Raw genomic sequence first — 23,346 nt, forward strand, 5'->3', positions numbered from 1 at the left:
CTGTGTCGTCTCGAAGCGTGCTCGAACTCCTTCCCGCCGTCGACGTCCGCGACGGCCAGGCCGTCCGCCTCGTGCACGGCGAGTCCGGCACCGAGACCTCGTACGGCTCCCCGCTCGAAGCGGCGCTCGCCTGGCAGAGCTCCGGCGCCGAGTGGCTGCACCTGGTCGACCTCGACGCCGCCTTCGGCACCGGGGACAACCGGCAGCTGATCGCCGAGGTCGCCCAGGCCATGGACATCAAGGTCGAGCTCTCCGGCGGCATCCGCGACGACGCCTCGCTCGCCGCCGCCCTCGCCACCGGCTGCACCCGCGTCAACCTCGGCACCGCCGCCCTGGAGACCCCCGAGTGGGTCGCCAAGGTCATCGCGGAGTACGGCGACAAGATCGCCGTCGGCCTCGACGTCCGCGGCACGACCCTGCGCGGCCGCGGCTGGACCCGTGACGGCGGCGACCTCTACGAGACGCTGGCCCGTCTCGACTCCGAGGGCTGCTCCCGCTACGTCGTCACCGACATCGCCAAGGACGGCACCCTCCAGGGCCCCAACCTGGAACTCTTGAAGAACGTCTGCGCGGCCACCGACAAGCCCGTCGTCGCCTCCGGCGGCGTGTCCTCCCTGGACGACCTGCGGGCCCTGTCCGGGCTGGTCCCGCTGGGCGTCGAGGGCGCGATCGTCGGCAAGGCGCTCTATGCCAAGGCGTTCACCCTGGAGGAGGCGCTCGAAGTGGTGGCCTCGGCATGACGGACGCGGTGCGCAAGGTCGTCACCGGAGCCCCCTGGGAGGAGCAGATCGGCTACTCCCGCGCGGTCGAGCTCCCCAACGGCCTGGTCCTGGTCGCCGGCTGCACGTCGGTGATCGACGGCCAGATCGCCGACGGCGGCCCGTACGACCAGACGGTCAACTCCTTCAACGTGGCCTTCGCCGCGCTGAAGCAGCTGGGCATGGGCCCGGAGCACGTCGTCCGGACCCGGATGTACATCACCCACGCCCGGGACGTGGACGAGGTCGGACGCGCCCACAAGGAGCTGTTCGACGCCGTCCGCCCGGCCGCCTCGATGGTCATCGTCTCCGGCTTCATCGACCCCCGGCTCGTCGTCGAGGTCGAGGTCGAGGCGTACCGGGGGAGTGCGGAATGAGCCTCGCCGTACGGGTGATCCCCTGCCTGGACGTCGACAACGGCCGGGTCGTCAAGGGCGTCAACTTCCAGAACCTCCGGGACGCGGGCGACCCCGTCGAGATGGCCAAGCTGTACGACGCCGAGGGCGCCGACGAGCTGACCTTCCTCGACATCACCGCCTCCTCGGGTAACCGGGAGACCACCTACGACGTGGTGCGCCGCACCGCCGAGCAGGTCTTCATCCCGCTCACCGTCGGCGGCGGCGTCCGCTCGGCGGAGGACGTCGACAAGCTGCTGCGGGCCGGGGCCGACAAGGTGGGCGTCAACACCGCCGCCATCGCCCGCCCCGAGCTGATCCGGGAGATCGCGGAGCGCTTCGGCCGCCAGGTGCTCGTCCTGTCGGTCGACGCCCGGCGCACCGCCTCCGGCTCCTTCGAGGTGACGACGCACGGCGGCCGCAAGGGCACCGGCATCGACGCCGTCGAGTGGGCGCACCGGGCCGCCGAGCTGGGCGCGGGCGAGATCCTGCTCAACTCGATGGACGCGGACGGCACCAAGGACGGCTACGACACCGAGATGATCGCCGCCGTGCGCGAGCACGTGACGGTGCCGGTGATCGCCTCCGGCGGCGCCGGCAAGCTGTCGGACTTCCCGCCGGCCGTGGCGGCGGGCGCGGACGCGGTGCTCGCGGCCTCCGTCTTCCACTTCGGCGACCTGCGGATCGGGCAGGTCAAGGACGCGCTGCGGGAGGCGGGCCACCCGGTCCGCTGAGCCGCCCGTCTCACGCCACGAAGAAGGGCCCCGCTCCCGGGGCCCTTCTTCTTCGACAAGATGCACAAGATTTATTGCGCATATTCCATTGCGCAAGTTTTCCTTCCTGTCTACCGTCGGGAACATGACCTCGCCCGACTCCCGCCGGATCACCGAGCTCGGCACCCTCAAGGCCCTCTCGCACCCGCTGCGGATGCGCCTCTACCGCGCCCTCTTCGTGGCCCGTACCGCCACCGCCTCCCAGCTCGCAGACCAGGTCGACGAGGCCGTCTCGCTGATCAGCTACCACCTGCGCAAGCTCGCCGAGCACGGCCTCATCGAGGAGGCCGAGGGCCGCTCCACGGACGGCCGCGAACGCTGGTGGCAGCCCTCCTCGTACGGGATCGCCATCCGCGACGAGGACGTGCGCGGAACCCCCGAACTGGCCGCCGCGAGCGACGCCCTCAGCCGCACGATCAACGAGCAGCGCGACGCGCTCCACCGCCGCTTCCTCGACGAGCGCCTCAGCTGGCCCGACGACTGGCGCTCCGCCGCGATCAGCTCCGAGTGGCTGCCCCGCCTCACCGCCGCCGAACTCGCCGCGCTCGGCAAGGAGCTCGACGCCGTCCTCAGGAAGTACGACCAGCGGGCCCGCGCCGCCGAAGCCGCCGGCGACACCGAGTGCCGCGAGAAGGTCGCCGTCCACCTCCACGGCTTCCCCTACCGCTCATGACGGCCCCCGCCGCCGCCCAGGCCGCCCCCGCCGCGCGCCCCGCCCACCGCGACTCCCAGGTTCTCCGCTGGCTCGGCGCCTACACCGCCTCCACCCTCGGCAACAGCGTCTACTACCTCGCCCTCTCCTGGACCGCCGTCAGCAGCGGCACCCCCGCCCAGGCCGGACTCGTCATGGCGGTCTCCGCCGTACCCCGCGCGCTGCTCATGCTCGGCGGGGGCGTCGTCGCCGACCGGCTCGGCCCGCGCCGGGTCGTCATCGCCTCCGACACCGTCCGCTGCCTGGTCGTCCTCGGCCTGGCCGCGACCCTGCTGCTCGCCTCGCCCGGCCTCTGGGCGCTCGCCGCCGTCGCCCTCGTCTTCGGCGTCGTCGACGCCCTCTTCCTGCCGGCCGTCGGTGCCCTGCCGCCCCGGATCACCGAACGCGACCAGCTCGCCCGCGTCCAGGGGATGCGCGGCCTCGCCTCCCGGCTCGGCCCCGTCCTCGGCGGCCCGCTCGGCGGCCTCGCCGTCGCCCTCGGCGGCCCGGCCACGGCCTTCGGAGCCGCCGGACTGCTCTTCGCCCTCTCCCTGCCCCTGCTGTACGCGCTCCGCCTCCGGCCGCTGCCCGACCCGCAGGCGCCCCGCGCCGGGACGGCCCTGCGCGACCTCGCCGACGGACTGCGCTATCTGCGCGGACACCGGGTCCTCGGCCCGCTGATGCTCGTCGTGCTGCTCAGCGACCTCGGCTTCGCCGGCCCCTTCAACGTCGGCCTCGCCGTCCTGGCCGAACAGCGCGGCTGGGGCGCCTCCGGCATCGGCTGGATCCTCGCCGGCTTCGGCGCGGGGGCGGGCGCCGCCTCACTGCTCCTGACCGTCCGGGGACGCGTCCCGCGCGCGGGAGCCGTCAGCGGCTGGACCATGACGGCGGGCGCCGTCGCCATCGCCGCCCTCGCCCTCACCCCGCGGCTGCCCGTCGCGGTCGCCGTCGGCCTGGCCGTAGGCCTGCTCGCCGGACTCTCCGGGGCGCTCTGCAACGCCCTCGTCCAGACCGAGTGCGACCCCGCCTACCTCGGCCGCGTCTCCGCCGTCGCCGCCCTCTGCTCCCTCGGCATCGCACCGCTCAGCTTCCCGCTCACGGGCGCGGCGATCGAGCTGTGGGGCGTCGGACCGGTGTACGCCGTGAGCGCGGCGGTCTGCGCGCTCGCGGGCGGCTACAGCCTGGTGGCCCCCGCCGTCCGGCGGGCCGAGCTGCCCCGCTGACCCTCAGATCCCCAGCTGCCTGGTCTCCCGCAGCCGCTCGATGGCCTCCGGCTCCCCGTCCAGTTCCACCTTGGCCGAGGCCTGGCGCCCGTACAGGTACATCGTCAGCTCGCCCGGCTCCCCGGAGACCGTCACCACCGGGGTGCCGCGGTGGGCGACCGCCGTCTGCCCGTTCGGCCGGCGCAGCACCAGTCCCACCGGCACCTTGCGGCCGAGGAGCCGGGCCGTGCGCTCCAGACGGGACCAGAGGGCGTCCGCGAAGACCGGGTCGAGCTCGCGCGCCGACCAGTCCGGCTGGGCCCGGCGCACGTCCTCCGCGTGGACGTAGAACTCGACGACGTTCGCCCCCTCGTCCACCTGCTTGATGGTGAACGGCGAGAACCGCGGCGGCCCCGTCCGGACGAGCTGGATCAGTTCTTCGTAGGGCTTCTCGGCGAACTCCGCCTGCACCCGGTCCCGCCGGTCCTTCAGCGCCGCTACGAGCGAACCGGCCGCGGCGTCCGGGCGCCGCTCGCGCACCACCACATGGGCGGCGAGGTCCCGGGTCCGCCAGCCCTCGCAGAGCGTCGGCGCGTCCGGGCCGGCCGCCTCCAACAGGTCGGCGAGCAGAAGCCGTTCACGTTTGGCATGGGTCGACATGACCGCCAGCGTACGGCCGCCGCCACCCGTCCGCCCAGTGGACGCCCCGCCGGACCACGGCTGCGGGCGCGGCACAATGGCGCCATGAGCAGCAATCTCGACCCGGCCGTCTCCGCCCGGCTCAAGCGCGGCCCCGACGGGCTCTTCCCCGCCATCGCCCAGCAGTACGACACCGGTGAGGTGCTGATGCTCGGCTGGATGGACGACGAGGCCCTCCACCGCACCCTCACCACCGGCCGCTGCACCTACTGGTCCCGCAGCCGCCAGGAGTACTGGGTCAAGGGTGACACCTCCGGTCACGTCCAGCACGTGAAGTCCGTCGCCCTCGACTGCGACGCGGACACCGTCCTCGTCAAGGTCGACCAGGTCGGAGCCGCCTGCCACACCGGCGACCGGACCTGCTTCGACGCCGACGTGCTCCCCGTATCCACGTCCGACGTGGACCCCGTCTCCGAGTAGGGTCTGGCGCCATGGATCTCGACACCTTCCGCAAGCTGGCGGCCGACCGCCGCGTCATCCCCGTCAGCCGCCGGCTGCTCGCGGACGGCGACACCCCGGTCGGGCTCTACCGCAAGCTCGCCGCCGAACGGCCCGGCACCTTCCTCCTCGAATCCGCGGAGAACGGCCGCAGCTGGTCCCGGTACTCCTTCATCGGCGTCCGCAGCGACGCCACCCTGACGGTGAAGGACGGCGAGGCCCACTGGCTGGGCACCCCGCCCGTCGGCGTCCCCACGGACGGCGACCCGCTCCGGGCCCTGCGCGCCACCGTCGAGACCCTGCACACCCCGCGCGACCTCGCGTCCGGGATGCCCCCCTTCACCGGGGGCATGGTCGGCTACCTCGGCTACGACATCGTCCGCCGCCTGGAGAAGATCGGCGACTCCACCCGGGACGACCTGAAGCTCCCCGAGCTGACCATGCTCCTCACCAGCGACCTCGCCGTCCTCGACCACTGGGACGGCTCGGTCCTGCTGATCGCCAACGCGATCAACCACAACGACCTGGAGACCGGGGTCGAGGAGGCGTACGCGCACGCCGTCGCCCGCCTCGACGCCATGGAGGCCGACCTGGCCCGCCCGGTCGCCACCGTCCCCGCCGCGCTCCCCGCCTCGGAACTGCCGGAGTTCTCGGCGCTCTGGGGCGGGCCGGCCTACCAGGACGCCGTCGAGGACATCAAGGAACGCATCCGGGCCGGCGAGGCCTTCCAGGTCGTGCCCTCGCAGCGGTTCGAGACCCGCTGCACCGCCTCCGCGCTCGACGTCTACCGAGTGCTGCGGGCCACCAACCCGTCCCCGTACATGTACCTCTTCCGCTTCGAGAACGGCTTCGACGTCGTCGGCTCCAGCCCCGAGGCCCTCGTCAAGGTCGAGGACGGGCAGGCGATGCTCCACCCCATCGCCGGCACCCGGCACCGGGGCGCCACCCCGCAGGAGGACCACGACCTCGCCGAGGAACTGCTGGCCGACCCCAAGGAGCGCGCCGAGCACCTGATGCTCGTCGACCTCGGCCGCAACGACCTCGGCCGGGTCTGCACCCCCGGCTCCGTCGAGGTCGTCGACTTCATGTCCGTCGAGCGCTACTCGCACGTCATGCACATCGTCTCCACCGTGACCGGCGAGGTCGCCGAGGGCCGCACCGCCTTCGACGTCCTCACCGCCTGCTTCCCCGCCGGCACCCTCTCCGGAGCCCCCAAGCCGCGCGCGATGCAGATCATCGAGGAGCTCGAACCCTCCCGGCGCGGTCTCTACGGCGGATGTGTCGGTTATCTCGATTTCGCCGGCGACGCCGACACGGCCATCGCCATCCGCACCGCCCTGCTCCGCGACGGAACCGCGTACGTGCAGGCCGGAGCGGGTGTCGTCGCCGACTCCGACCCCGTCGCCGAGGACAACGAGTGCCGCAACAAGGCCGCCGCCGTCCTCCGCGCCGTCCACACGGCCAACCGGATGAACGACAACTGAGGACGTAGGGGATAGTGGGGTACGTGAGTGCCGTACCCGTACCCCAGCCCCGGGCCGCCCGAGCGGCCGTCCCCGGCAACAGCCGCCGCAGCCTGGCCGCGGCCCTCCTCCTCGGTGCCCTCGGCGCCACCGTCGTGCTGCTCTCCGCCGGCCAGATCTGGGCGGAGGGCACCGCCTCCGTCGGCGGCGGCACCGTCCCCGTCGAGGCCGACGGCGGCACCGTCACCGGTGTGCCCACCGCCCTCGCGATCGTCGGCCTGGCGGCGCTCTTCGCCGTCTTCGCCGTCCGCCGCACCGGCCGCACCCTCGTCTCCGCGCTCCTCGCGCTGAGCGGCGCGGGCGCCGCGCTCGCCGCCGTCCTCGGCGCCTCCGACCGCGCCGCGCTGGACGCCGAGGCCGCCCGCATCAGCGGCGACACCGCCGCCGCCGTCGCCGGACTGACCCACACCGTCTGGCCGTACGTGACCGCCGCGGGCGCCGTCCTGATCCTCCTCGCCGGCCTCTTCGCGCTGCGCTTCGGCAAGACCTGGCCCGCGATGGGCGGCCGCTACGAGCGCTCCGGCGCCCCCCGCGCCACCCGTAAGGCCCCCACGACCGACCCCGACCGGCCCGAGGACCTGTGGAAGGCCCTGGACCGAGGCGAGGACCCCACCCACGGCGCCTGACCGGGCGACGGGGGCGGCGGACCGACGGCGCCGGCCCGCCGGCGGGAGGTCCGGCCGCGACGCGTGATCGTCCCGGTACCCCCGATTCATCCTCGCGCGCCCGCGTGCGGGACAATGAACGCCGAGTGTCCGCGCACGCGAGACCTCACCATCGAGCAACTGCAACGAGGAGCAACTCATGGCGGGCAGCGCCCACGGACACACCCCGGCCGCCTGGACCGGTGTCATCATCTCCTTCATCGGCTTCTGCATCGCCGGCGTCTTCATGGTGGCCGCCAACCTGCCCGGTTTCTGGGCCGGCGTGGGTGTCATCGTGCTCGGCGGCATCGTCGGCGGCGCGATGAAGGTGGCGGGTCTCGGCATGCCGAAGGAGTCGGCGGCCGTCACCGCCGCCCGCGAGGCCGCGACCGCGCAGATCCGTTCCTGACACGACACGACGCATCCGAGAGCGCAGTCCGGCCGTGCCGGGCTGCGCTCCCGCGCGTCCGGGGCGAGAATCACCGGGTGGACACGCAGCCGACGGCCGGAGCCGCGACCGAGGAACCCCGCACCCGTCCGGGTGAACCCGGGAACGGAGCCGTACCGCCGCACGCGGGCGGGTGGCCGCCGGGGGGACCCGACGTGCCGCACCACGCGCAGGAGGGGCAGCCCCACGTGCACGGGATGCCGCCGCACGCGCACGCGTGGCCCGGTGAGGGGGACACGCCGTCCCCCGCGCACGCGTGGCCCGGTGGGCCGCGGCCCGCGCCCCGGTCGCTCGCCCGGCGGCTGTTCGTGCCCGGCGCCGTCCTCGCCGGGGCCGTCGCCGCCTTCGCCTACGTCGGGGCCGTCGACCCCAACGAACCCGGGCACTACCCCGTCTGCCCGCTGCTCCGCTTCACCGGGATCTACTGCCCCGGCTGCGGCGGACTCCGCAGCGCCCACGCCTTCGCCCACGGCGACCTCCCCGCCGCCCTCGGCGCCAACGCCCTCGCCGTCGTCGGCTACGGCGTCTTCGCCGTCGTCATGGCCCTCTGGCTGATTCGCGCCGTCCGCGGGGTGCCCATGCGCCTCGCGGTCTCCCCGGCCTGGTCGTGGGGGATCGGGGCCGTCCTCGCCCTCTTCACCCTGGTCCGGAACCTTCCCTTCGGCTCCGCGCTGGCCCCGTGAGGGCCCGTACGGCGCCGAGGCGACCCCTACGGGAGTCCCAGCAGTTGGGACGCCACTCCGGCCGATGCGGGTCCGGAGCCGTCCTGCGGATAGGATCGATGTGGCTGAACCTGGTTCCTCATCACCATCACCGTCCCGGAAGGGGGCCCCTCGCGTGAGTGTGCTCGACGAGATCATCGAAGGCGTACGCGCCGACCTCGCAGAGCGGCAGGCGCGGGTCACCCTCGACGAGCTCAAGGAGCGCGCCGCCAAGGCGCCGCAGGCCAAGGACGGGGTCGCCGCGCTGCGCGGCGACGGCGTCAAGGTGATCTGCGAGGTCAAGCGCTCCAGCCCGTCCAAGGGCGCGCTCGCCGCCATCGCCGACCCGGCCGGACTCGCCGCGGACTACGAGGCCGGCGGCGCAGCCGTCATCTCCGTCCTCACCGAGCAGCGCCGCTTCGGCGGCTCCCTCGCCGACCTGGAGGCCGTCCGGGCCAAGGTCGACATCCCGGTCCTGCGCAAGGACTTCATCGTCACGGCGTACCAGCTCTGGGAAGCGCGCGCGTACGGAGCGGATCTCGCGCTCCTCATCGTCGCCGCCCTGGAGCAGGAGGCCCTGGTCTCCCTCATCGAGCGCGCCGAGTCCATCGGGCTCACCCCGCTCGTCGAGGTGCACGACGAGGAAGAGGTCGAGCGGGCCGTCGACGCGGGCGCCCGGATCATCGGCGTCAACGCGCGGAACCTCAAGGACCTCAAGGTCGACCGCTCCACCTTCGAGCGCGTCGCCCCGGAGATCCCGGCGCACATCGTCAAGATCGCCGAGTCCGGCGTGCGCGGCCCGCACGACCTGATCGCCTACGCCAACGCGGGCGCCGACGCGGTCCTGGTCGGCGAGTCCCTCGTCACCGGCCGCGACCCGAAGGCCGCCGTCGCCGATCTCGTCGCCGCCGGTGCCCACCCCGCCCTGCGGCACGGCCGGAGCTGACCGCGCCATGACCCCGCGCCACGACACGCCGACACCTCCGGGCAGCGCCCGGGGGGCCGTCGTCGTGCCGTCGGCGCCCGGCCGCCGCGGTCGGCTCCGTAGCGCGGCCGCCCCCGTCTCCAAGCACGCCCCGCTGGCCCGCGGCTGCCGGCCGCGCGGCTGCCGGGCGCCGGCCCGGCGGGTCCACGGGCGCCGGGTGCGGTACGTGATCGGCTCCGAGCCGGGCCAGGTCAACGGCATGCGATGGCGCCGGCGCCTCGCGCGCACCTTCACGAACAGCGCAGCCGCCTAGCCCGTAACCGGGCGGGTGGGCTCGGCGGGCGTTCGTGGAGGGGGCGGGCGCATACCGTGACCATCACCCGCACGTCACCCGGGGCACCCGCCCCGCGAGGAGCAACCGCATGTCCAGCGAGTTCTTCATTCCCGACCCGGAGGGTCAGGTCCCCACCGCCGAGGGCTACTTCGGCGCCTACGGCGGCAAGTTCATCCCGGAGGCCCTCGTCGCCGCCGTGGACGAGGTCGCCGTCGAGTACGACAAGGCCAAGTCCGACCCCGAGTTCGCCCGCGAGCTCAACGACCTGATGGTCAACTACACCGGCCGGCCCAGCGCCCTCACCGAGGTGTCCCGGTTCGCCGAGCACGCCGGCGGCGCCCGGATCTTCCTCAAGCGCGAGGACCTGAACCACACCGGCTCGCACAAGATCAACAACGTGCTCGGCCAGGCCCTCCTGACCAAGCGCATGGGCAAGACCCGGGTCATCGCCGAGACCGGCGCCGGCCAGCACGGCGTGGCCACCGCCACCGCCTGCGCCCTGTTCGGCCTCGAATGCACCATCTACATGGGCGAGATCGACACCGAGCGCCAGGCCCTCAACGTGGCCCGGATGCGGATGCTCGGCGCCGAGGTCGTGGCCGTGAAGTCCGGCAGCCGCACCCTCAAGGACGCCATCAACGAGGCCTTCCGCGACTGGGTCGCCAACGTGGACAGGACGCACTACCTGTTCGGCACCGTCGCCGGCCCGCACCCCTTCCCCGCGATGGTCCGCGACTTCCACCGGGTCATCGGCGTCGAGGCCCGCCGCCAGATCCTGGAGCGCGCCGGACGCCTCCCCGACGCGGCCATCGCCTGCGTCGGCGGCGGCTCCAACGCCATCGGCCTCTTCCACGCCTTCGTCCCGGACGCCGGTGTGCGCCTGATCGGCTGCGAGCCGGCCGGCCACGGCGTCGAGACCGGCGAGCACGCGGCCACCCTCACCGCGGGCGAGCCCGGCATCCTGCACGGCTCGCGGTCGTACGTCCTCCAGGACGAGGAGGGCCAGATCACCGAGCCGTACTCGATCTCGGCGGGCCTCGACTACCCGGGCATCGGCCCCGAGCACGCGTACCTCAAGGACAGCGGCCGGGGCGAGTACCGCGCCGTCACCGACGACGCCGCCATGCAGGCGCTGCGCCTGCTCTCCCGCACCGAGGGCATCATCCCGGCGATCGAGTCGGCGCACGCCCTCGCCGGGGCCCTGGAGGTCGGCAGGGAACTCGGCAAGGACGCCCTGCTCCTGGTCAACCTCTCCGGGCGCGGCGACAAGGACATGGACACGGCCGCCCGCTACTTCGGCCTGTACGACGGGGAGGGCTCCCAGTGACGACCGGCAACATCAAGCTGCTCAGCGACACCCTCGCCGTGGCGAAGGCGGAGAACCGGGCCGCGCTCATCGCGTACCTCCCGGCCGGCTTCCCGACGGTCGACGGCGGCATCGCGGCGATCAAGGCCGTCTTCGACGGCGGCGCGGACGTGGTCGAGGTCGGCCTCCCGCACAGCGACCCGGTCCTCGACGGGCCCGTCATCCAGACCGCCGACGACATCGCCCTGCGCGGCGGCGTCAAGATCGCCGACGTGATGCGCACGGTCCGCGAGGCCCACGAGGCCACCGGGAAGCCGGTCCTCGTCATGACGTACTGGAACCCGATCGACCGGTACGGCATCGACCGCTTCACCGAGGAGCTGGCCGCGGCCGGCGGCGCGGGCTGCATCCTGCCCGACCTGCCGGTCCAGGAGTCCGCGGTCTGGCGCGAGCACGCCGACAAGCACGGTCTCGCCACCGTCTTCGTCGTCGCGCCCAGCAGCAAGGACGAGCGCCTCGCCACCATCACGGCGGCCGGCTCCGGGTTCGTCTACGCGGCCTCCCTCATGGGCGTCACCGGCACCCGCGTGTCGGTCGGCGCGCAGGCCGCCGACCTGGTCCGCCGGACCCGGGCGACCTCCGAGCTGCCGGTCTGCGTCGGCCTCGGCGTCTCCGACGCGGCCCAGGCGAAGGAGGTCGCGGCCTTCGCCGACGGCGTCATCGTCGGCTCCGCCTTCGTGAAGCGGATCCTCGACGCCGACGGCGACGAGGCCGCGGGACTCGCCGCCGTAAGGGAACTGGCGGCCGAACTCGCCGAGGGCGTACGGCGCGTTTCGTAACCCATCTGGGTGGATCTGCAACCGGGGAGGCGCGTTCGTGCCTCCCCGGTTCGTTCCTGAGGCGTGAGCGAGAACAACCGTGGTGACGGTAACCGGAGCGCGCGGGAGCGCCTCCAGCAGCAGCGTGAGCGTGACAAGGCCCGCGAGAAGCAGCGGCGCGTCCTGATCGTGTCGGCGGCGGTGGTCGGCGTCCTCGGCCTGGCCGCGATCGTCGGCGTGATCGCGGCCGGCGGCGACAAGGACGGCGGGTCCGACAAGGCGGGCCCGGTGGTCGCGCCGACCGGGGCGATCGAGGAGGACGCGAAGCCCGCCATCCCCACCGGGAAGACGGACGCGCCGTCCACGCTCGCGGTCTGGGAGGACTTCCGCTGCCCGGCGTGCGCCCAGTTCGAGAACGTCATGAGGGCCACGGTCCACGAGCTGGAGGCCTCGGGCGCGCTCAAGGTCGAGTACCACCTCGCCACCCTCATCGACGGGAACATGGGCGGCAGCGGCTCCCTGCGCGCGGCGAACGCGGCGGCGTGCGCCCAGGACGCGGGGAAGTTCACCGCGTACCACGACACGCTCTACATCAACCAGCCGCCGGAGACCGACGACGCCTTCGGCAACAACGACAAGCTGATCGAGCTGGCCGGGAAGGTCCCGGGGCTCGACACGCCCGCCTTCCGCAGCTGTGCGAACGACGGGACGCACGACAGCTGGGTGACCAAGTCGAACGAGGCCTTCCAGAACGGCGGCTTCCGGGGCACGCCGACCGTCCTCCTCAACGGCGAGTCGATCTTCCCGACGAAGGGGAACGAGCAGATCTCCCCGGAGAACCTGAAGAAGTGGGTCGCCGAGGCCAACAAGGGCAAGAAGCCGGGCACCGCCAGCCCCGCCGCCGGGGTCTCCCCGTCGGCCGGCTGAGGCCCGCTCCGGCGGCGTTAGTTACCCAGACGTTGCCGGGTGGGCTGCCGTCCCGCCCGCCCGGCAGGGTAGCGTCGGTCCTGCCATGGACCTTGCCTATATTCCCAGCCCGTCGACCGGCGTGATCAACCTCGGACCGATCCCGCTGCGCGGCTATGCCTTCTGCATCATCATCGGTGTCTTCGTCGCCGTCTGGTACGGCAACAAGCGCTGGATCGCCCGGGGCGGCACCGCCGGCACCGTGGCCGACATCGCCGTCTGGGCGGTGCCCTTCGGCCTCGTCGGCGGACGCCTCTACCACGTGATCACCGACTACCAGCTGTACTTCAGCGAGGGTGAGAACTGGGTCGACGCCTTCAAGATCTGGGAGGGCGGCCTCGGTATCTGGGGCGCCATCGCGCTCGGCGCGGTGGGTGCCTGGATCGGCTGCCGCCGACGGGGCATCCCGCTCCCGGCGTGGGCCGACGCCCTCGCTCCCGGTATCGCCTTCGCCCAGGCCATCGGCCGCTGGGGCAACTGGTTCAACCAGGAGCTCTACGGGCGGCCGACCGATCTGCCCTGGGCCCTGAAGATCACCGAGGGCGCGAACCGCGAGGCCGGGCTGTACCACCCGACCTTCCTGTACGAGTCGCTGTGGTGCGTCGGCGTCGGCTTCCTGGTCATCTGGGCCGACCGCCGCTTCAAGCTCGGCCACGGACGCGCGTTCGCGCTGTACGTCGCCGCGTACTGCTCCGGCCGGGCCTGGATCGAGTACATGCGGGTGGACGAGGCGCACCACATCCTCGGCCTCCGGCTGAACGTGTGGACGGCGATCATCGTCTTCCTGCTCGCGGTGCTCTACATCGTGATCTCGGCGCGGATCCGTCCGGGCCGCGAGGAGATCGTGGAGCCGAGGGCCGTCACGAAGGACGGCGAGGACGCGAAGGGCGACGACGCCGAGGACGGCGAGGCCGCGAAGGCCGAGGCCGGGGAGAAGGCCGAGGACGCCGGCCCCGAGGACGCCGCCGCTGCCGCCGGCGGGCCGGATCTCGTCAAGGACAAGGTCAAGGACGCGGCCAAGGACACGGCCGAGGACGCGGACAAGGACACCGACGGCTCCGACGCGGACGTGGAGCACGGGGCCGACAACGGCGCCGGGTCCGCCGCCAAGAGCTGATCGTTCACAGTCGGTCGAAGGGCCGCCGGAACCTCGTGGTTCCGGCGGCCCTTCCGTATGCCGGGGCACGGCGGCGCCCGCCGGCGGACGGGCGTCAGGCCGCGCGGGCGGCGAGGGCCAGGACCCGCCGGGCGCCCTCGACCACCGCCGCGTCGACGAAACGGCCGTCCGGAAGCGCCAGCGCGCCCTGCCCGGTGGCGGCCGCCGCGACCACCTCCCGGGCCGCGTCGATCTCGGCCGGGGTGGGCAGATAGGCCCGCTCGATGACCGGGAGCTGGCGGGGGTGGATGGCCGCCCGGCCGAAGAAGCCCAGGGCCCGGCCCCGGGCGCAGCCGGTGGCCAGCGCGTCCAGGTCGGCGATGTCCGGATGGACCGACTGGGCCGGCGGCGGGAGGGCGGCGGCGCGGGCCGCCACCACCACCCGCCCGCGCGGCCAGTCGAGGGCCGAGTCCTCCCGTACCCCCAGGTCGACGCGGAGGTCGGCCTCGCCGAGCGCGATGCCGCGCACGGCCGGATGGGCGGTGGCGATGGCGTACGCGTGCTCCACGGCGAGGGCGTTCTCCAGGAGCGGATAGAGGGGGAGGCCCGGGGCCAGCCGGGCGATCCGGTGGATGTCAGTGGCGTGTGTCACCTTGGGTACACGGAGACCGTGGAGGCCGGGGAGGGGGGCCAGGGTGGGGATGTCGTGCGGGGTGTGGACGCGGACGTGGACCGGGACGGGGTGGGAGTCCGCGAGGAGATCCGCCGTGGCGTCCAGGGCGTACGCCTTGCGGTCCGGGGGGACGGCGTCCTCCAGGTCGACGATCACGACGTCGGCGCCGGCGGTCAGGGCCTTGGCGACCACACGGGGGCGGTCGCCGGGCGCGTACAACCAGGTGAGAGGGGTGAAGGGCGCCGGGTACCGGGGGAGTTCCGTGCCGGTCGCGCGGGTCATGGCCCCGCTCATACCGCCCCCTGGTCGCGGAGGGCGTCGATCTCGGCGGGGCTGAGGCCGAGTTCGGAGAGGACGGCGGTGGTGTCGGCGCCGTGCGGGCGGCCGGGCCAGCGGATGGCGCCGGGCGTCTCGGAGAGGCGGAAGAGCACGTTCTGCATCTTGATCGGGCCGAGTTCGGGATCCTGCACCTCGGTGACGGTGCGGAGCGCCCGGTACTGCGGATCGGCCACCACGTCCCGGATGTCGTAGACCGGGGCGATGGCCGCCTCCGCCTTCTCGAAGGCCGCCATGGCCTCGTCCCGGGTGTGGCGGGCGATCCACGAACCGACCGCCTCGTCCAGGACGTCCGCGTGCTCGGCCCGGCCGGTGCCGTCGGCGAACCACGGCTCGTCGATCAGTTCCGGGCGGCCGACCAGCCGGAGGACCCGCTCGGCGATCGACTGGGCGGAGGTGGAGACGGCGACCCAGGAGCCGTCGGCGGTCCGATAGGTGTTGCGCGGGGCGTTGTTGCGGGAGCGGTTGCCCGTCCGGGGCTGGACGTAGCCGAGCTGGTCGTACCAGAGGGAGTGGGGTCCGATGACGGAGAGCATCGGTTCGATGATCGCCATGTCGACGACCTGGCCGCGGCCGGTCGTGTTCCTGGCGTTGAGCGCGGTCATCACGGCGTACGCGGTCGCCAGGGCGGCGATCGAGTCGGCCAGGCCGAAGGGGGGAAGGGTGGGCGGGCCCTCGGGTTCGCCGGTGATGGCGGCGAAGCCGCTCATCGCCTCGGCGAGGGTGCCGAAGCCGGGGCGGTGGGCGTACGGGCCGAACTGGCCGAAGCCGGTGACCCGGGCGAGGACCAGCCGGGGGTTGACGGTGGACAGCTCCTCCCAGCCCAGACCCCAGCGTTCCAGGGTGCCGGGGCGGAAGTTCTCCACGACGACGTCCACGTCGGCGGCGAGCGCGAGCAGGGTGTCACGGCCGCCCGGCGAGGACAGATCGAGGGTGATGGTCCGCTTGTTGCGGCCGAGGACCTTCCACCAGAGGCCGACGCCGTCCTTCGCGGGACCGTGGCCGCGGGACGGGTCGGGCTTGCGGGGGTGCTCGACCTTGACGACGTCGGCGCCGAAGTCCCCGAGCATCATGGCGGCGAGCGGGCCGGCGAAGAGGGTCGCGAGATCCAGGACGCGCAGGCCCTGGAGCGGAGCCGCGGGGGTGGGCGGCGCGGTGGGTGCGGTGGTCATACGGGGTCGGTCTCCCTCGTGCCGAGGGGGCCGAAGGCCGCCTCGATCTCCGTGCGGAACGGCATCGACGTCGAGGCGCCCTCGCGCTGGACGGAGAGCGCGGCGGCGCTCTGCGCCCAGGCGAGCGCCTCGGGGACGGGGCGGCCCTCGCCGAGGGCGACCGCGAGCGCGCCGACGAAGGTGTCGCCCGCGCCGGTGGTGTCCACGGCCCGGACCCGGGGGGCGGGCACCGCGACCGGGTCGGCGCCCCGCGCCGCGTACAGGCTGCCGGCCGCCCCCAGGGTGACGACCACCTCGGGCACGTCCCCGAGCAGGGCGAGGGCGGCCTCGCGCGGGTCGGTGAGGCCGGTGAGCGCGGCGGCCTCGTGCTCGTTGGGCACCAACAGGTCGGTGGCTGCCAGGAGTTCGGGAGGGAGGGGCTGGGCGGGAGCGGGGGTGAGGACGGTACGGACGCCGAGGCGGCGGGCGGTCGTGGCGGCCTCCACGACGACGGAGAGCGGCAGTTCCAGCTGGAGGAGCAGGACGTCGGCGGTACCGAGGAGGGCCTCGTCGCCGTGGGTGAGGGAGGTGACGGTGCCGTTCGCGCCGGGGACGACGACGATCGCGTTGCCGCCCTCGTCGTCGACGACGATGTGGGCCGTGCCGGAGGCCCCCTCGGAGGTGCGCAGGAGGTCGGTGTCCACCCCGCAGTGTTCGAGCGTGGACCGGAGGCGGGCTCCGAACTCGTCCGCGCCGACCGCTCCGACCATCGACACCTCGCCGCCGGCGCGGGCGGCGGCGACGGCCTGGTTGGCGCCCTTGCCGCCGGGGATCGTACGGAAGGAGCGGCCGGTGACGGTCTCGCCGAGGGCCGGGGCCCTCGGTACGTAGGCGACGAGATCCATGTTCGTACTGCCGAGTACGACGATGCTGGTCATGGGCGTACGGCCTCCAGACGGGTCAGTTCGGCCAGGGTGTCGAAGCCGATGCCGTCGAAGGACGGGACCGAGGTCGACAGCCGGTTCTTGAGGGGTGCGGTCCAGTGCTCGGGCAGCCGGTCGGGGTGCCCGGCGAGCAGCCCGGCGACCGAACCGGCGGTGGCACCGTTGGAATCGGTGTCCCAGCCGCCGGAGACCGCCGCGCAGACGGAGCGGGTGAAGTCGCCGTCGGCGTGGGTGAGGGCGGCGGCGAGCAGCGCGGCGTTCGGGACGGCATGGACCCAGTGGTACCCGCCGAGTTCGGCGTGCAGCCGGTCGACGACCGGGTCGAAGCCCGCGCGGTCGCCCGCCGCCTCACGGGCGTACCCGATGCCCCGGCGGACGGCCTCCGCGAGGCGGGAGCGCGGCGGGATCACGGCGAGACCGGCGGCGAGCGCCCGGTGGACGTCGGCGGTGCCGGTCGCGGCGGTGGCGAGGGTGGCGGCGACGAACATGGCGCCGTAGACGCCGTTCGCGGTGTGGGTGAGCACCGCGTCCCGGTGCGCCCGCGCGGCGGCGGCCACCGGGTCGCCGGGGTGGGTCCAGCCGTGGACGTCGGCGCGGATCTGGGCGCCGATCCACTCGCGGAAGGGGTTGCGGTGGACGGCGGTCAGCGGGGGTTCCACGCCGTCGAGGAGGTTGCGGTAGGCGACGCGTTCGGCCGTGAAGGTGCGGCCGGCGGGCAGTTCGTCGAGCCAGAGGCGGGCGACGTCGGAGGTGGTGAAGCCGCGGCCGTGCCGCTGGAGGAGCAGCAGGTTCAGCAGGGGGTAGTTGAGGTCGTCGTCCTCGGGCATGCCGTCGATGTTCTCGGCGAGGGAGGTGGGGGCGGAGCGACGGTTCCAGGGGTGGGCGGCGAGCAGCTCGGGCGGGACGCCACGGGCGGTGAACCAGGTGGAGAGGGGCCAGTTGCCGGCGGCGCGGGCGAGGGCGCGGATCGCGGCGAGGGGCAGTTTCTCGACGGGCTTGCCGAGCAGGCATCCGGCGGCCCGGCCGAGCCAGGCGGCGTGGAGCCGGTCGCGGAGTGCGTCCTCCCCTCCCGGCGGGGACGCGGGACGGCCGCCCGTGGAAGGGGTGGTGGCGGTCGTGCCGGGGGCCGTCAGGGCGCGGATCGCGGGGAGGGAGGTCGGCTCCAGGGCGGCCAGGGGAGTGGGGAGGGAGGCCAGGGCGTCCAGGAGTTCCTCCGCCAGGGGGCGGAGGTCCGGGCGGGGGGTCCCGGAGGCGCCGGCCGTCTCCGGGGCGGGCGGGCCGCCCGCCGCCGCCCAGCGGGCCGCGAGGGCGCGGGCGTCGCGGCCGTCCTCCGCGGCCTGGCGGAGCTCGTGCCCCACCAGGTCCTCCGGCTGGACCCAGGTCAGCCGGAGGTTCACCGGGCCGCGCTCGTCAGCGTGGCGAACGCGGCCTCGTGGGCCCGGCGGCGAGCGGCGTCCTCCGCGAAGACCTCGTGGGTCACCTCGGCCAGCGCCCGGGCCGGGGCGTGCAGATCGAGACGGCTGGCCTCGGCCACCCGCTTCGCCCAGTCGGCGGGCACCGCGGCCTCGCCGTGCAGCGCGCCCACGATCGCCCCCGCCATCGTCGCGATGGAGTCGCAGTCGCGGCCGTAGTTGACGGCGCCGAGCACCGTACGCCGGAAGTCGCCCTCGCCGACCAGCAGCATGCCCAGGGCGACCGGCAGTTCCTCGATCGCGTGGAGGCGGGAGGGGCGGCGGGCGCCGAGGGACGGGGTGCGGTAGTCGGGGCCGACCGAGTCGAAGGGAGCGACGGCCTTGCGGAGCGGGGCGAGGGCCGACTCGAAGTCCCGGTGCCCGGAGGCCACTTCCGCCACCGCTTCGATCGCCGACCGGGTGCCGTCCTTCGCCAGCGCCAGGGCCGTCGCGACCACCGAGGACGGGGTGGCGCCCGGCGCGCACGCCGCCGCCACCGCCGCCGCGAACACGCCGGCCGCCTCACGGCCGTACGAGGACTGGTGGGCGCCCGCGATGTCGAGGGCCTCGGCGTACGCGGCCTCCGGGTGGGCCGCGTTGACGAGGCCGACGGGTGCCATGTACATCGCGGCGCCGCAGTTCACGATGTTGCCGTTGCCCGCCTCGCGCGGGTCCGCGTGGGCGTAGTGGAGCCGGGCCACGATCCACTTCTCGGCGAGGAAGATCCGCTGGAGCGGCAGCGCCTCCGCCTCCAGTTCGGGGATCCAGACGGGGGAGCCCATGAGTTCGGGGACCAGATGGTCCGCGACCGCGTACGCGTCGAGGTGGCCGCGGACCTTCTCGTACACCCTGATCAGGGCGTGGGTCATCAAGGTGTCGTCGGTGACGTGCCCGTCGCCCTTGTGGTACGGGGCGATGGGGCGGGCCGTGCGCCAGTCGCCGCCGTTCCAGGGGCCGACGATCCCGGTGACGCGGCCGCCGTGGCGCTCCACGATCTGCTCGGGGGTGTAGCCCTCGACGGGGCCGCCGAGCGCGTCGCCGACGGCGGCCCCGAGGAGACTGCCGGTGATCCGGTCATCCAGTGTGGGTGTCATGTCGGAATTGTCCACCTGGGGTGGCCGGTTCCGTGGTTGTCAGCAGCCCGGCGAGTTCCACCAGATCCGTCCCCGCGAGCCGGGGGAGCGCGCAGCCCGCCAGTGTCCGGCAGGCGTCCCGCCAGGTCGTCGGCACCGAACGGCCGCCGCCGAGCGCGCCGGTGAGCGCGCCCGCGAGGGCGGGGGCGGAGTCGGCGACCCGGGAGAGGCAGACCGCGGCCGGGACGGCGGCGGTCATCTCGCCCCGGGAGGCGGTCGCCAGGGCCAGCGCCACCGGGACGGTCTCGGCGGCGGCGATGCCGTAGCTGTAGACGTGGTCGACGATCCGGTGCTCCAGGAGCGGCACCAGTTCGAAGGCCGAACCGGCGGTCCGGGCGAGCTTCACCGCGTACCGGGCGTTGCGGCCGATCTCGGTGACCGGGGGGAGTTCGGCGAGGGCCGCCGCGACGGCCTCGTCGACCGTCGCCCCACCGAGGGCCGCCGCGACGGCCGCCGCCGTCGCGCGGGCGCCGTGGACGCCGTCGCCGTCCTGGGTGTACCGGGCGTCGAACTCGGCGAGTTCGGCGGCGGCGCGGGGGTCGCCGGGGTGGACGAGGGCCAGGACGGCGGCCCGGACGCAGGCCGCGTCGTCGAAGTAGTGCGGGTTGTCGTGGCCGGTGGCCGGCGGGCGCAGACCGGTGGCGAGATTGCCGAGGCCGGCGCGGACGGAGATCCGGGCGCGGAGGGGGAGTACGGCGGACTCGACCTCCGGGGCGCGGTCGGCGGCGGCGGCGACCTGGCTCGCCAGGGCGTTCCAGGCCAGGTCCACGGCGGCGCGGAGCCGGCGCTCCGGGGGCAGCGTCGCGAACACCGGGCCGGTGGAGGCGAGCACCGCCTCGGCGGTGAACACCGCCCATTCGGCGTCGTCCGAGGGGCCGAGGCGGAGCGGCTCCGGGGGCTGGTTGAGGGCGATGGGGACGGGGAGGGTGGTCGTGGCGTTCTGCTCGGCGAAGGTGTCGAGTTCACGGGTGAGCCGGCGGGTCCACTCGGGCATGCGGGCGGCACGGTGGCGGGCGGCGGGCCAGCCGGCGGCGTCGCCTGCGGCGATCCCGAGGAGCAGGCCTTCGACGGCGTCGCGGGTGGGGCGGAGGGGAGTGACGGGGGGCGGGGGGTTGTGGGTGCGGTGCCATGCGCCGGTGGCGCGCGGCTGTGAGCCGAAGCCGAGTGGGCCGGGGTCCCGCGGGGCGAGGTCCGTCGGGTCGGCTGCCGGGGCAGGGGGTTCCGCCAGGTCCTGGGGGGTGCCGAGGAGGGGGCCGCAGCCCGCCGTCGTGGGCTGCGCCCACCCTCCCCCGAGCTCTCGGTTCCGTTCGAGCAGGGGGGAGCTGCCTTCCCCGGCGGGACGATGGCCCGCTGCGGTGGAGGTGGTGTCGGTGGTGGCGGCGGTGGTGCCGGTGTCCGGCCCCGTGGCTGTGTCCACGGCGGCGCCGGTGTCCAGCCGCAGGGCTGTGCCCACCGCGGTGCCGTCCGGTCCCGGGGCTGCGCCCCCGGGGGGCGTCGCCTGCGTCGTCAGGTCCGCGCTCATCAGGACTCCTCCTCCGGGGTCAGCAGGTCCGCCACGTCCAGGACGTGGTAGCCGCGCATCGACGGGAGGCAGCTGCCCGTCACCGGGGTGATGGCCGAGGCCCAGTCCGCCGGGATCGCGCCCACGCCGCCCGCCGCGCCGGCCAGCGCGCCCGCCACCGCCGCCGTCGTGTCCGCGTCGCGGCCCATGTTGACGGCCGTCAGGACCGCCGTACGGAAGTCGCCCCGCGCGGCGGCGAACGCGCCGAAGGCCAGGCCCACCGCCTCCGGGGCCAGGTCCGTCCAGGGGTAGCCGCCGATGACGACCGCCGAGCGGACCTGGCGTTCGCGGGTGAGCGGGTCCGGCTGGACGCGCTGCGCCGCGACGACCGCGCGGCGCAGCGAGCGGGCCGTCCAGGAGTCCATCGGGACGACCGAGAGCGCCGCCGCGATGACCGAGGTGACGCTCGCTCCCGTCATCGCCGCCGCCACGCCCGCCGCCACCGCCTGGCCGCCGTAGATGCCCTCGCCGTCGTGGCTGACGCTGCCGTCGATGGCGACGAGCCGGGCCGCCTCCGCCGGGCGCCCCGCCGCGAACACCCCGAACGGCGCCGCGCGCATCGCGAGACCGTCGCTCCAGGCGTGCCGGTGCTGGGCGGAGATGGGGGCGGCGAGGCCCCTGCGGAGGTTCTCCAGCGTGCCGCGCTCCGAGAAGCCCGCACCCCGGAAGGGCCCCTCGTCGAGGTCGGCGATCCAGTGGTGCCAGGCCCGTTCGACGTGGTGGACGGTGAGGGCCGAGCCGTGCCGGGCGAGGAGGAGCGCCGAGAAGATGGCGTACTCGGTGTCGTCGGTGCCCGCGGGGCTCTCCGTCACGAAGCCCTCGATCCGGCCCCAGCGGCGGCGGATCTCGGAGGGCCGCATGTTCTCGGCGGGCGCGCCGAGCGCGTCGCCGACGGCGAGGCCGAGCAGCGCCCCTCTCGCCCGTTCGCGCGTGTCGCGTGCCGTGGTGGTCACCATGTCCGTGGCCCCTTCCTCGGTGGGGGCGCGTCGATGGCGCCCCGATGCCTGGATCTGTGCCACCACGCGCGGCGAACTCGCCGAAGAAACGTCTCTGTCACCCGCCTGACACCCCGCCAGGTTGCGGTGCCCTCAGTGAGGCGGGCCTTAGTAAGTACGGCCTGCCTTGCTGGCGCGCCCCTTACATCGCGCGTACTTTCGAGGGTGTTGGGGGCGGCGGGTGCGACCCGGCCCGCCGGAACGAGGGGAGAGCCATGTCCATCATCGAAGCTCAGGCGCCACTGCACGAGGCCCACCGCGACAACCACACCCACCGTGACGTCAACGGCGGTTGGCTGCGTCCGGCGGTCTTCGGCGCGATGGACGGACTCGTCTCCAACCTCGCCCTGATGACCGGTGTCGCCGGTGGCGCGGTCACCTCGCAGACCGTCGTCATCACCGGCCTCGCCGGACTCGCGGCCGGCGCCTTCTCGATGGCGGCCGGCGAGTACACCTCCGTCGCCTCGCAGCGTGAACTCGTCCAGGCGGAACTGGACGTCGAGCGCCGTCAGTTGCGCAAGCACCCCGTCGACGAGATGGAGGAGCTCGCCGCCCTCTACGTCTCCCGGGGCGTCGAGCCCGCGCTCGCCCGCGAGGTCGCGATGCAGCTGTCGAAGGACCCCGAGCAGGCCCTGGAGATCCACGCGCGCGAGGAACTGGGCATCGACCCGGACGACCTGCCGTCGCCCACGGTCGCCGCGGTCTCGTCCTTCGGCTCCTTCGCGCTCGGCGCCCTGCTGCCCGTACTGCCGTACCTGCTCGGCGCGACCGCGCTCTGGCCCGCCGTGCTGCTCGCCCTCGTCGGGCTTTTCGCCTGCGGCGCGCTGGTGGCCCGGGTGACCGCGCGCGGCTGGCTCTTCAGCGGCATGCGCCAGCTGGTCCTCGGCGGGGCCGCCGCCGCCGTCACGTACGGCCTCGGCATGCTCTTCGGAGCGGCGCTGTAACCCGGGGCCGCCGTGGGGTCCGCGCCGCGCGGACGACCCGGCGGCTGCGGATTCCGTACCCCGCGAAGGGCTCGGCGCCTACGGATTCCGTACCGCCCGGAAGGCGCGACGGAATCCGTACCCACGCAGAAGACCGAGAGGCTCCCATAGGGGGCCTCTCCGGCATTTCGGGGCACCATTCAGGGGCAAAAGACATGAATCGGCTGTGACGTATCTCCCTGGTCCGATCCGCCGCAGCGATGAGACACTATGCGGGACGCCACATAAGTAGCCGGTTACTCGGCGGTTTCGAACCCGTGACCAACGGGAATGAGGCATGAGCGTCGCTGGGCAATGAAGCCCACACAGTGACGGGTCGCCGGAGACCCGGAGATCTTCCGGATCGCCTTCGATCCGCCCCCGCGGGACAGCCCCTGTCGCCGCACCCCCAGGTGAACCTCC

25 protein-coding genes are annotated in these 23,346 nt (G+C 74.1%); 17 read left to right on the forward strand and 8 right to left on the reverse strand.

Features of this window, described 5'->3' with window-relative positions; translation table 11 throughout:
• Positions 1–2 precede the first annotated feature (2 nt).
• From priA to ASD33_RS17510, 5 genes are all read left to right on the forward strand, one after another.
• Positions 3–740 (forward strand): bifunctional 1-(5-phosphoribosyl)-5-((5-phosphoribosylamino)methylideneamino)imidazole-4-carboxamide isomerase/phosphoribosylanthranilate isomerase PriA, encoded by a 738-nt coding sequence (gene priA / locus ASD33_RS17490; protein ID WP_056560690.1) that lies wholly within the window; start codon positions 3–5, stop codon positions 738–740.
• A complete protein-coding gene (locus ASD33_RS17495) occupies positions 737–1,135 on the forward strand; it encodes a RidA family protein (protein ID WP_056560693.1) in 399 nt (132 codons plus the stop codon). The genes priA and ASD33_RS17495 overlap by 4 nt, the downstream gene beginning before the upstream one ends.
• The gene (gene hisF, locus ASD33_RS17500) at positions 1,132–1,887 is read left to right on the forward strand and encodes an imidazole glycerol phosphate synthase subunit HisF (RefSeq protein ID WP_056560696.1); all 756 of its coding nucleotides are present in this window, start codon (positions 1,132–1,134) and stop codon (positions 1,885–1,887) included. The genes ASD33_RS17495 and hisF overlap by 4 nt, the downstream gene beginning before the upstream one ends.
• Positions 1,888–2,011: 124 nt before the next feature.
• Positions 2,012–2,599 (forward strand): helix-turn-helix domain-containing protein, encoded by a 588-nt coding sequence (locus ASD33_RS17505; RefSeq protein ID WP_056560699.1) that lies wholly within the window; start codon positions 2,012–2,014, stop codon positions 2,597–2,599.
• Positions 2,596–3,840 carry an MFS transporter gene (locus ASD33_RS17510; protein WP_056560701.1) on the forward strand — a complete coding sequence of 415 codons (1,245 nt, stop codon included), beginning with the start codon at positions 2,596–2,598 and terminating at the stop codon, positions 3,838–3,840. Before ASD33_RS17505 ends, ASD33_RS17510 begins: the two co-directional genes overlap by 4 nt.
• Positions 3,841–3,843: 3 nt before the next feature.
• Here ASD33_RS17510 and ASD33_RS17515 read toward each other — a convergent pair whose 3' ends face one another.
• Positions 3,844–4,479 carry a TIGR03085 family metal-binding protein gene (locus tag ASD33_RS17515; RefSeq protein ID WP_056560703.1) on the reverse strand — a complete coding sequence of 212 codons (636 nt, stop codon included), beginning with the start codon at positions 4,477–4,479 and terminating at the stop codon, positions 3,844–3,846.
• Between the two features lie 84 nt (positions 4,480–4,563).
• Here ASD33_RS17515 and hisI point away from each other — a divergent pair, with 84 nt between their 5' ends.
• The 11 genes from hisI to lgt all read left to right on the forward strand — a co-directional run bounded on the left by hisI (position 4,564) and on the right by lgt (position 13,738).
• Entirely contained in the window at positions 4,564–4,938 is a 375-nt protein-coding gene (gene hisI / locus ASD33_RS17520; protein ID WP_056560706.1) for a phosphoribosyl-AMP cyclohydrolase, read from the forward strand.
• Between the two features lie 11 nt (positions 4,939–4,949).
• Positions 4,950–6,440 carry an anthranilate synthase component I gene (locus ASD33_RS17525; protein WP_056560709.1) on the forward strand — a complete coding sequence of 497 codons (1,491 nt, stop codon included), beginning with the start codon at positions 4,950–4,952 and terminating at the stop codon, positions 6,438–6,440.
• A 14-nt stretch (positions 6,441–6,454) separates the two neighbouring features.
• A complete protein-coding gene (locus tag ASD33_RS17530; RefSeq protein WP_056560712.1) occupies positions 6,455–7,105 on the forward strand; it encodes a TIGR02234 family membrane protein in 651 nt (216 codons plus the stop codon).
• 178 nt (positions 7,106–7,283) lie between these two features.
• On the forward strand, positions 7,284–7,532 hold the full coding sequence (locus ASD33_RS17535; RefSeq protein ID WP_056560715.1) for an HGxxPAAW family protein: 249 nt from the start codon (positions 7,284–7,286) through the stop codon (positions 7,530–7,532).
• A gap of 236 nt (positions 7,533–7,768) precedes the next feature.
• Positions 7,769–8,254: a DUF2752 domain-containing protein gene (locus ASD33_RS17540; protein WP_079044858.1), complete on the forward strand. Its 486-nt coding sequence runs from the start codon at positions 7,769–7,771 to the stop codon at positions 8,252–8,254.
• Between the two features lie 154 nt (positions 8,255–8,408).
• On the forward strand, positions 8,409–9,218 hold the full coding sequence (gene trpC / locus ASD33_RS17545; protein WP_056560719.1) for an indole-3-glycerol phosphate synthase TrpC: 810 nt from the start codon (positions 8,409–8,411) through the stop codon (positions 9,216–9,218).
• Between the two features lie 64 nt (positions 9,219–9,282).
• On the forward strand, positions 9,283–9,510 hold the full coding sequence (locus tag ASD33_RS17550; protein WP_056561565.1) for a hypothetical protein: 228 nt from the start codon (positions 9,283–9,285) through the stop codon (positions 9,508–9,510).
• A gap of 109 nt (positions 9,511–9,619) precedes the next feature.
• Positions 9,620–10,858 carry a tryptophan synthase subunit beta gene (gene trpB / locus ASD33_RS17555; protein ID WP_056560722.1) on the forward strand — a complete coding sequence of 413 codons (1,239 nt, stop codon included), beginning with the start codon at positions 9,620–9,622 and terminating at the stop codon, positions 10,856–10,858.
• On the forward strand, positions 10,855–11,676 hold the full coding sequence (gene trpA, locus ASD33_RS17560) for a tryptophan synthase subunit alpha (RefSeq protein WP_056560725.1): 822 nt from the start codon (positions 10,855–10,857) through the stop codon (positions 11,674–11,676). Before trpB ends, trpA begins: the two co-directional genes overlap by 4 nt.
• Before the next feature lie 63 nt (positions 11,677–11,739).
• Positions 11,740–12,582, forward strand: coding sequence for a thioredoxin domain-containing protein (locus ASD33_RS17565; protein ID WP_056560728.1), 843 nt, complete (start codon positions 11,740–11,742; stop codon positions 12,580–12,582).
• A gap of 85 nt (positions 12,583–12,667) precedes the next feature.
• Positions 12,668–13,738 carry a prolipoprotein diacylglyceryl transferase gene (gene lgt, locus ASD33_RS17570; protein WP_056560731.1) on the forward strand — a complete coding sequence of 357 codons (1,071 nt, stop codon included), beginning with the start codon at positions 12,668–12,670 and terminating at the stop codon, positions 13,736–13,738.
• Between the two features lie 94 nt (positions 13,739–13,832).
• Here the strand turns inward: lgt and ASD33_RS17575 are convergent, their stop codons facing one another.
• The 7 genes from ASD33_RS17575 to ASD33_RS17605 are packed head-to-tail and all read right to left on the reverse strand — an operon-like array spanning position 13,833 to position 21,922.
• Entirely contained in the window at positions 13,833–14,672 is an 840-nt protein-coding gene (locus ASD33_RS17575) for an aldolase/citrate lyase family protein (RefSeq protein ID WP_056560734.1), read from the reverse strand.
• An 8-nt stretch (positions 14,673–14,680) separates the two neighbouring features.
• Positions 14,681–15,898 (reverse strand): CoA transferase, encoded by a 1,218-nt coding sequence (locus ASD33_RS17580; RefSeq protein WP_056560737.1) that lies wholly within the window; start codon positions 15,896–15,898, stop codon positions 14,681–14,683.
• On the reverse strand, positions 15,895–16,815 hold the full coding sequence (gene rbsK, locus ASD33_RS17585; RefSeq protein ID WP_056560740.1) for a ribokinase: 921 nt from the start codon (positions 16,813–16,815) through the stop codon (positions 15,895–15,897). Before rbsK ends, ASD33_RS17580 begins: the two co-directional genes overlap by 4 nt.
• Positions 16,812–18,218, reverse strand: coding sequence for an ADP-ribosylglycohydrolase family protein (locus ASD33_RS17590; RefSeq protein WP_056560743.1), 1,407 nt, complete (start codon positions 18,216–18,218; stop codon positions 16,812–16,814). The genes rbsK and ASD33_RS17590 overlap by 4 nt, the downstream gene beginning before the upstream one ends.
• Positions 18,215–19,366: an ADP-ribosylglycohydrolase family protein gene (locus ASD33_RS17595; RefSeq protein ID WP_056560745.1), complete on the reverse strand. Its 1,152-nt coding sequence runs from the start codon at positions 19,364–19,366 to the stop codon at positions 18,215–18,217. The genes ASD33_RS17590 and ASD33_RS17595 overlap by 4 nt, the downstream gene beginning before the upstream one ends.
• Positions 19,347–20,927, reverse strand: a complete 1,581-nt coding sequence (locus ASD33_RS17600; RefSeq protein WP_242427021.1) for an ADP-ribosylglycohydrolase family protein — start codon at positions 20,925–20,927, stop codon at positions 19,347–19,349. Before ASD33_RS17600 ends, ASD33_RS17595 begins: the two co-directional genes overlap by 20 nt.
• The gene (locus ASD33_RS17605; protein WP_056560748.1) at positions 20,927–21,922 is read right to left on the reverse strand and encodes an ADP-ribosylglycohydrolase family protein; all 996 of its coding nucleotides are present in this window, start codon (positions 21,920–21,922) and stop codon (positions 20,927–20,929) included. Before ASD33_RS17605 ends, ASD33_RS17600 begins: the two co-directional genes overlap by 1 nt.
• Before the next feature lie 254 nt (positions 21,923–22,176).
• Here ASD33_RS17605 and ASD33_RS17610 point away from each other — a divergent pair, with 254 nt between their 5' ends.
• Positions 22,177–22,905 carry a VIT1/CCC1 transporter family protein gene (locus ASD33_RS17610; RefSeq protein WP_056560751.1) on the forward strand — a complete coding sequence of 243 codons (729 nt, stop codon included), beginning with the start codon at positions 22,177–22,179 and terminating at the stop codon, positions 22,903–22,905.
• Positions 22,906–23,346 lie beyond the last annotated feature (441 nt).

The sequence above is a fragment of the Streptomyces sp. Root1304 genome, assembly GCF_001426405.1.
GTDB lineage: Bacteria > Actinomycetota > Actinomycetes > Streptomycetales > Streptomycetaceae > Streptomyces.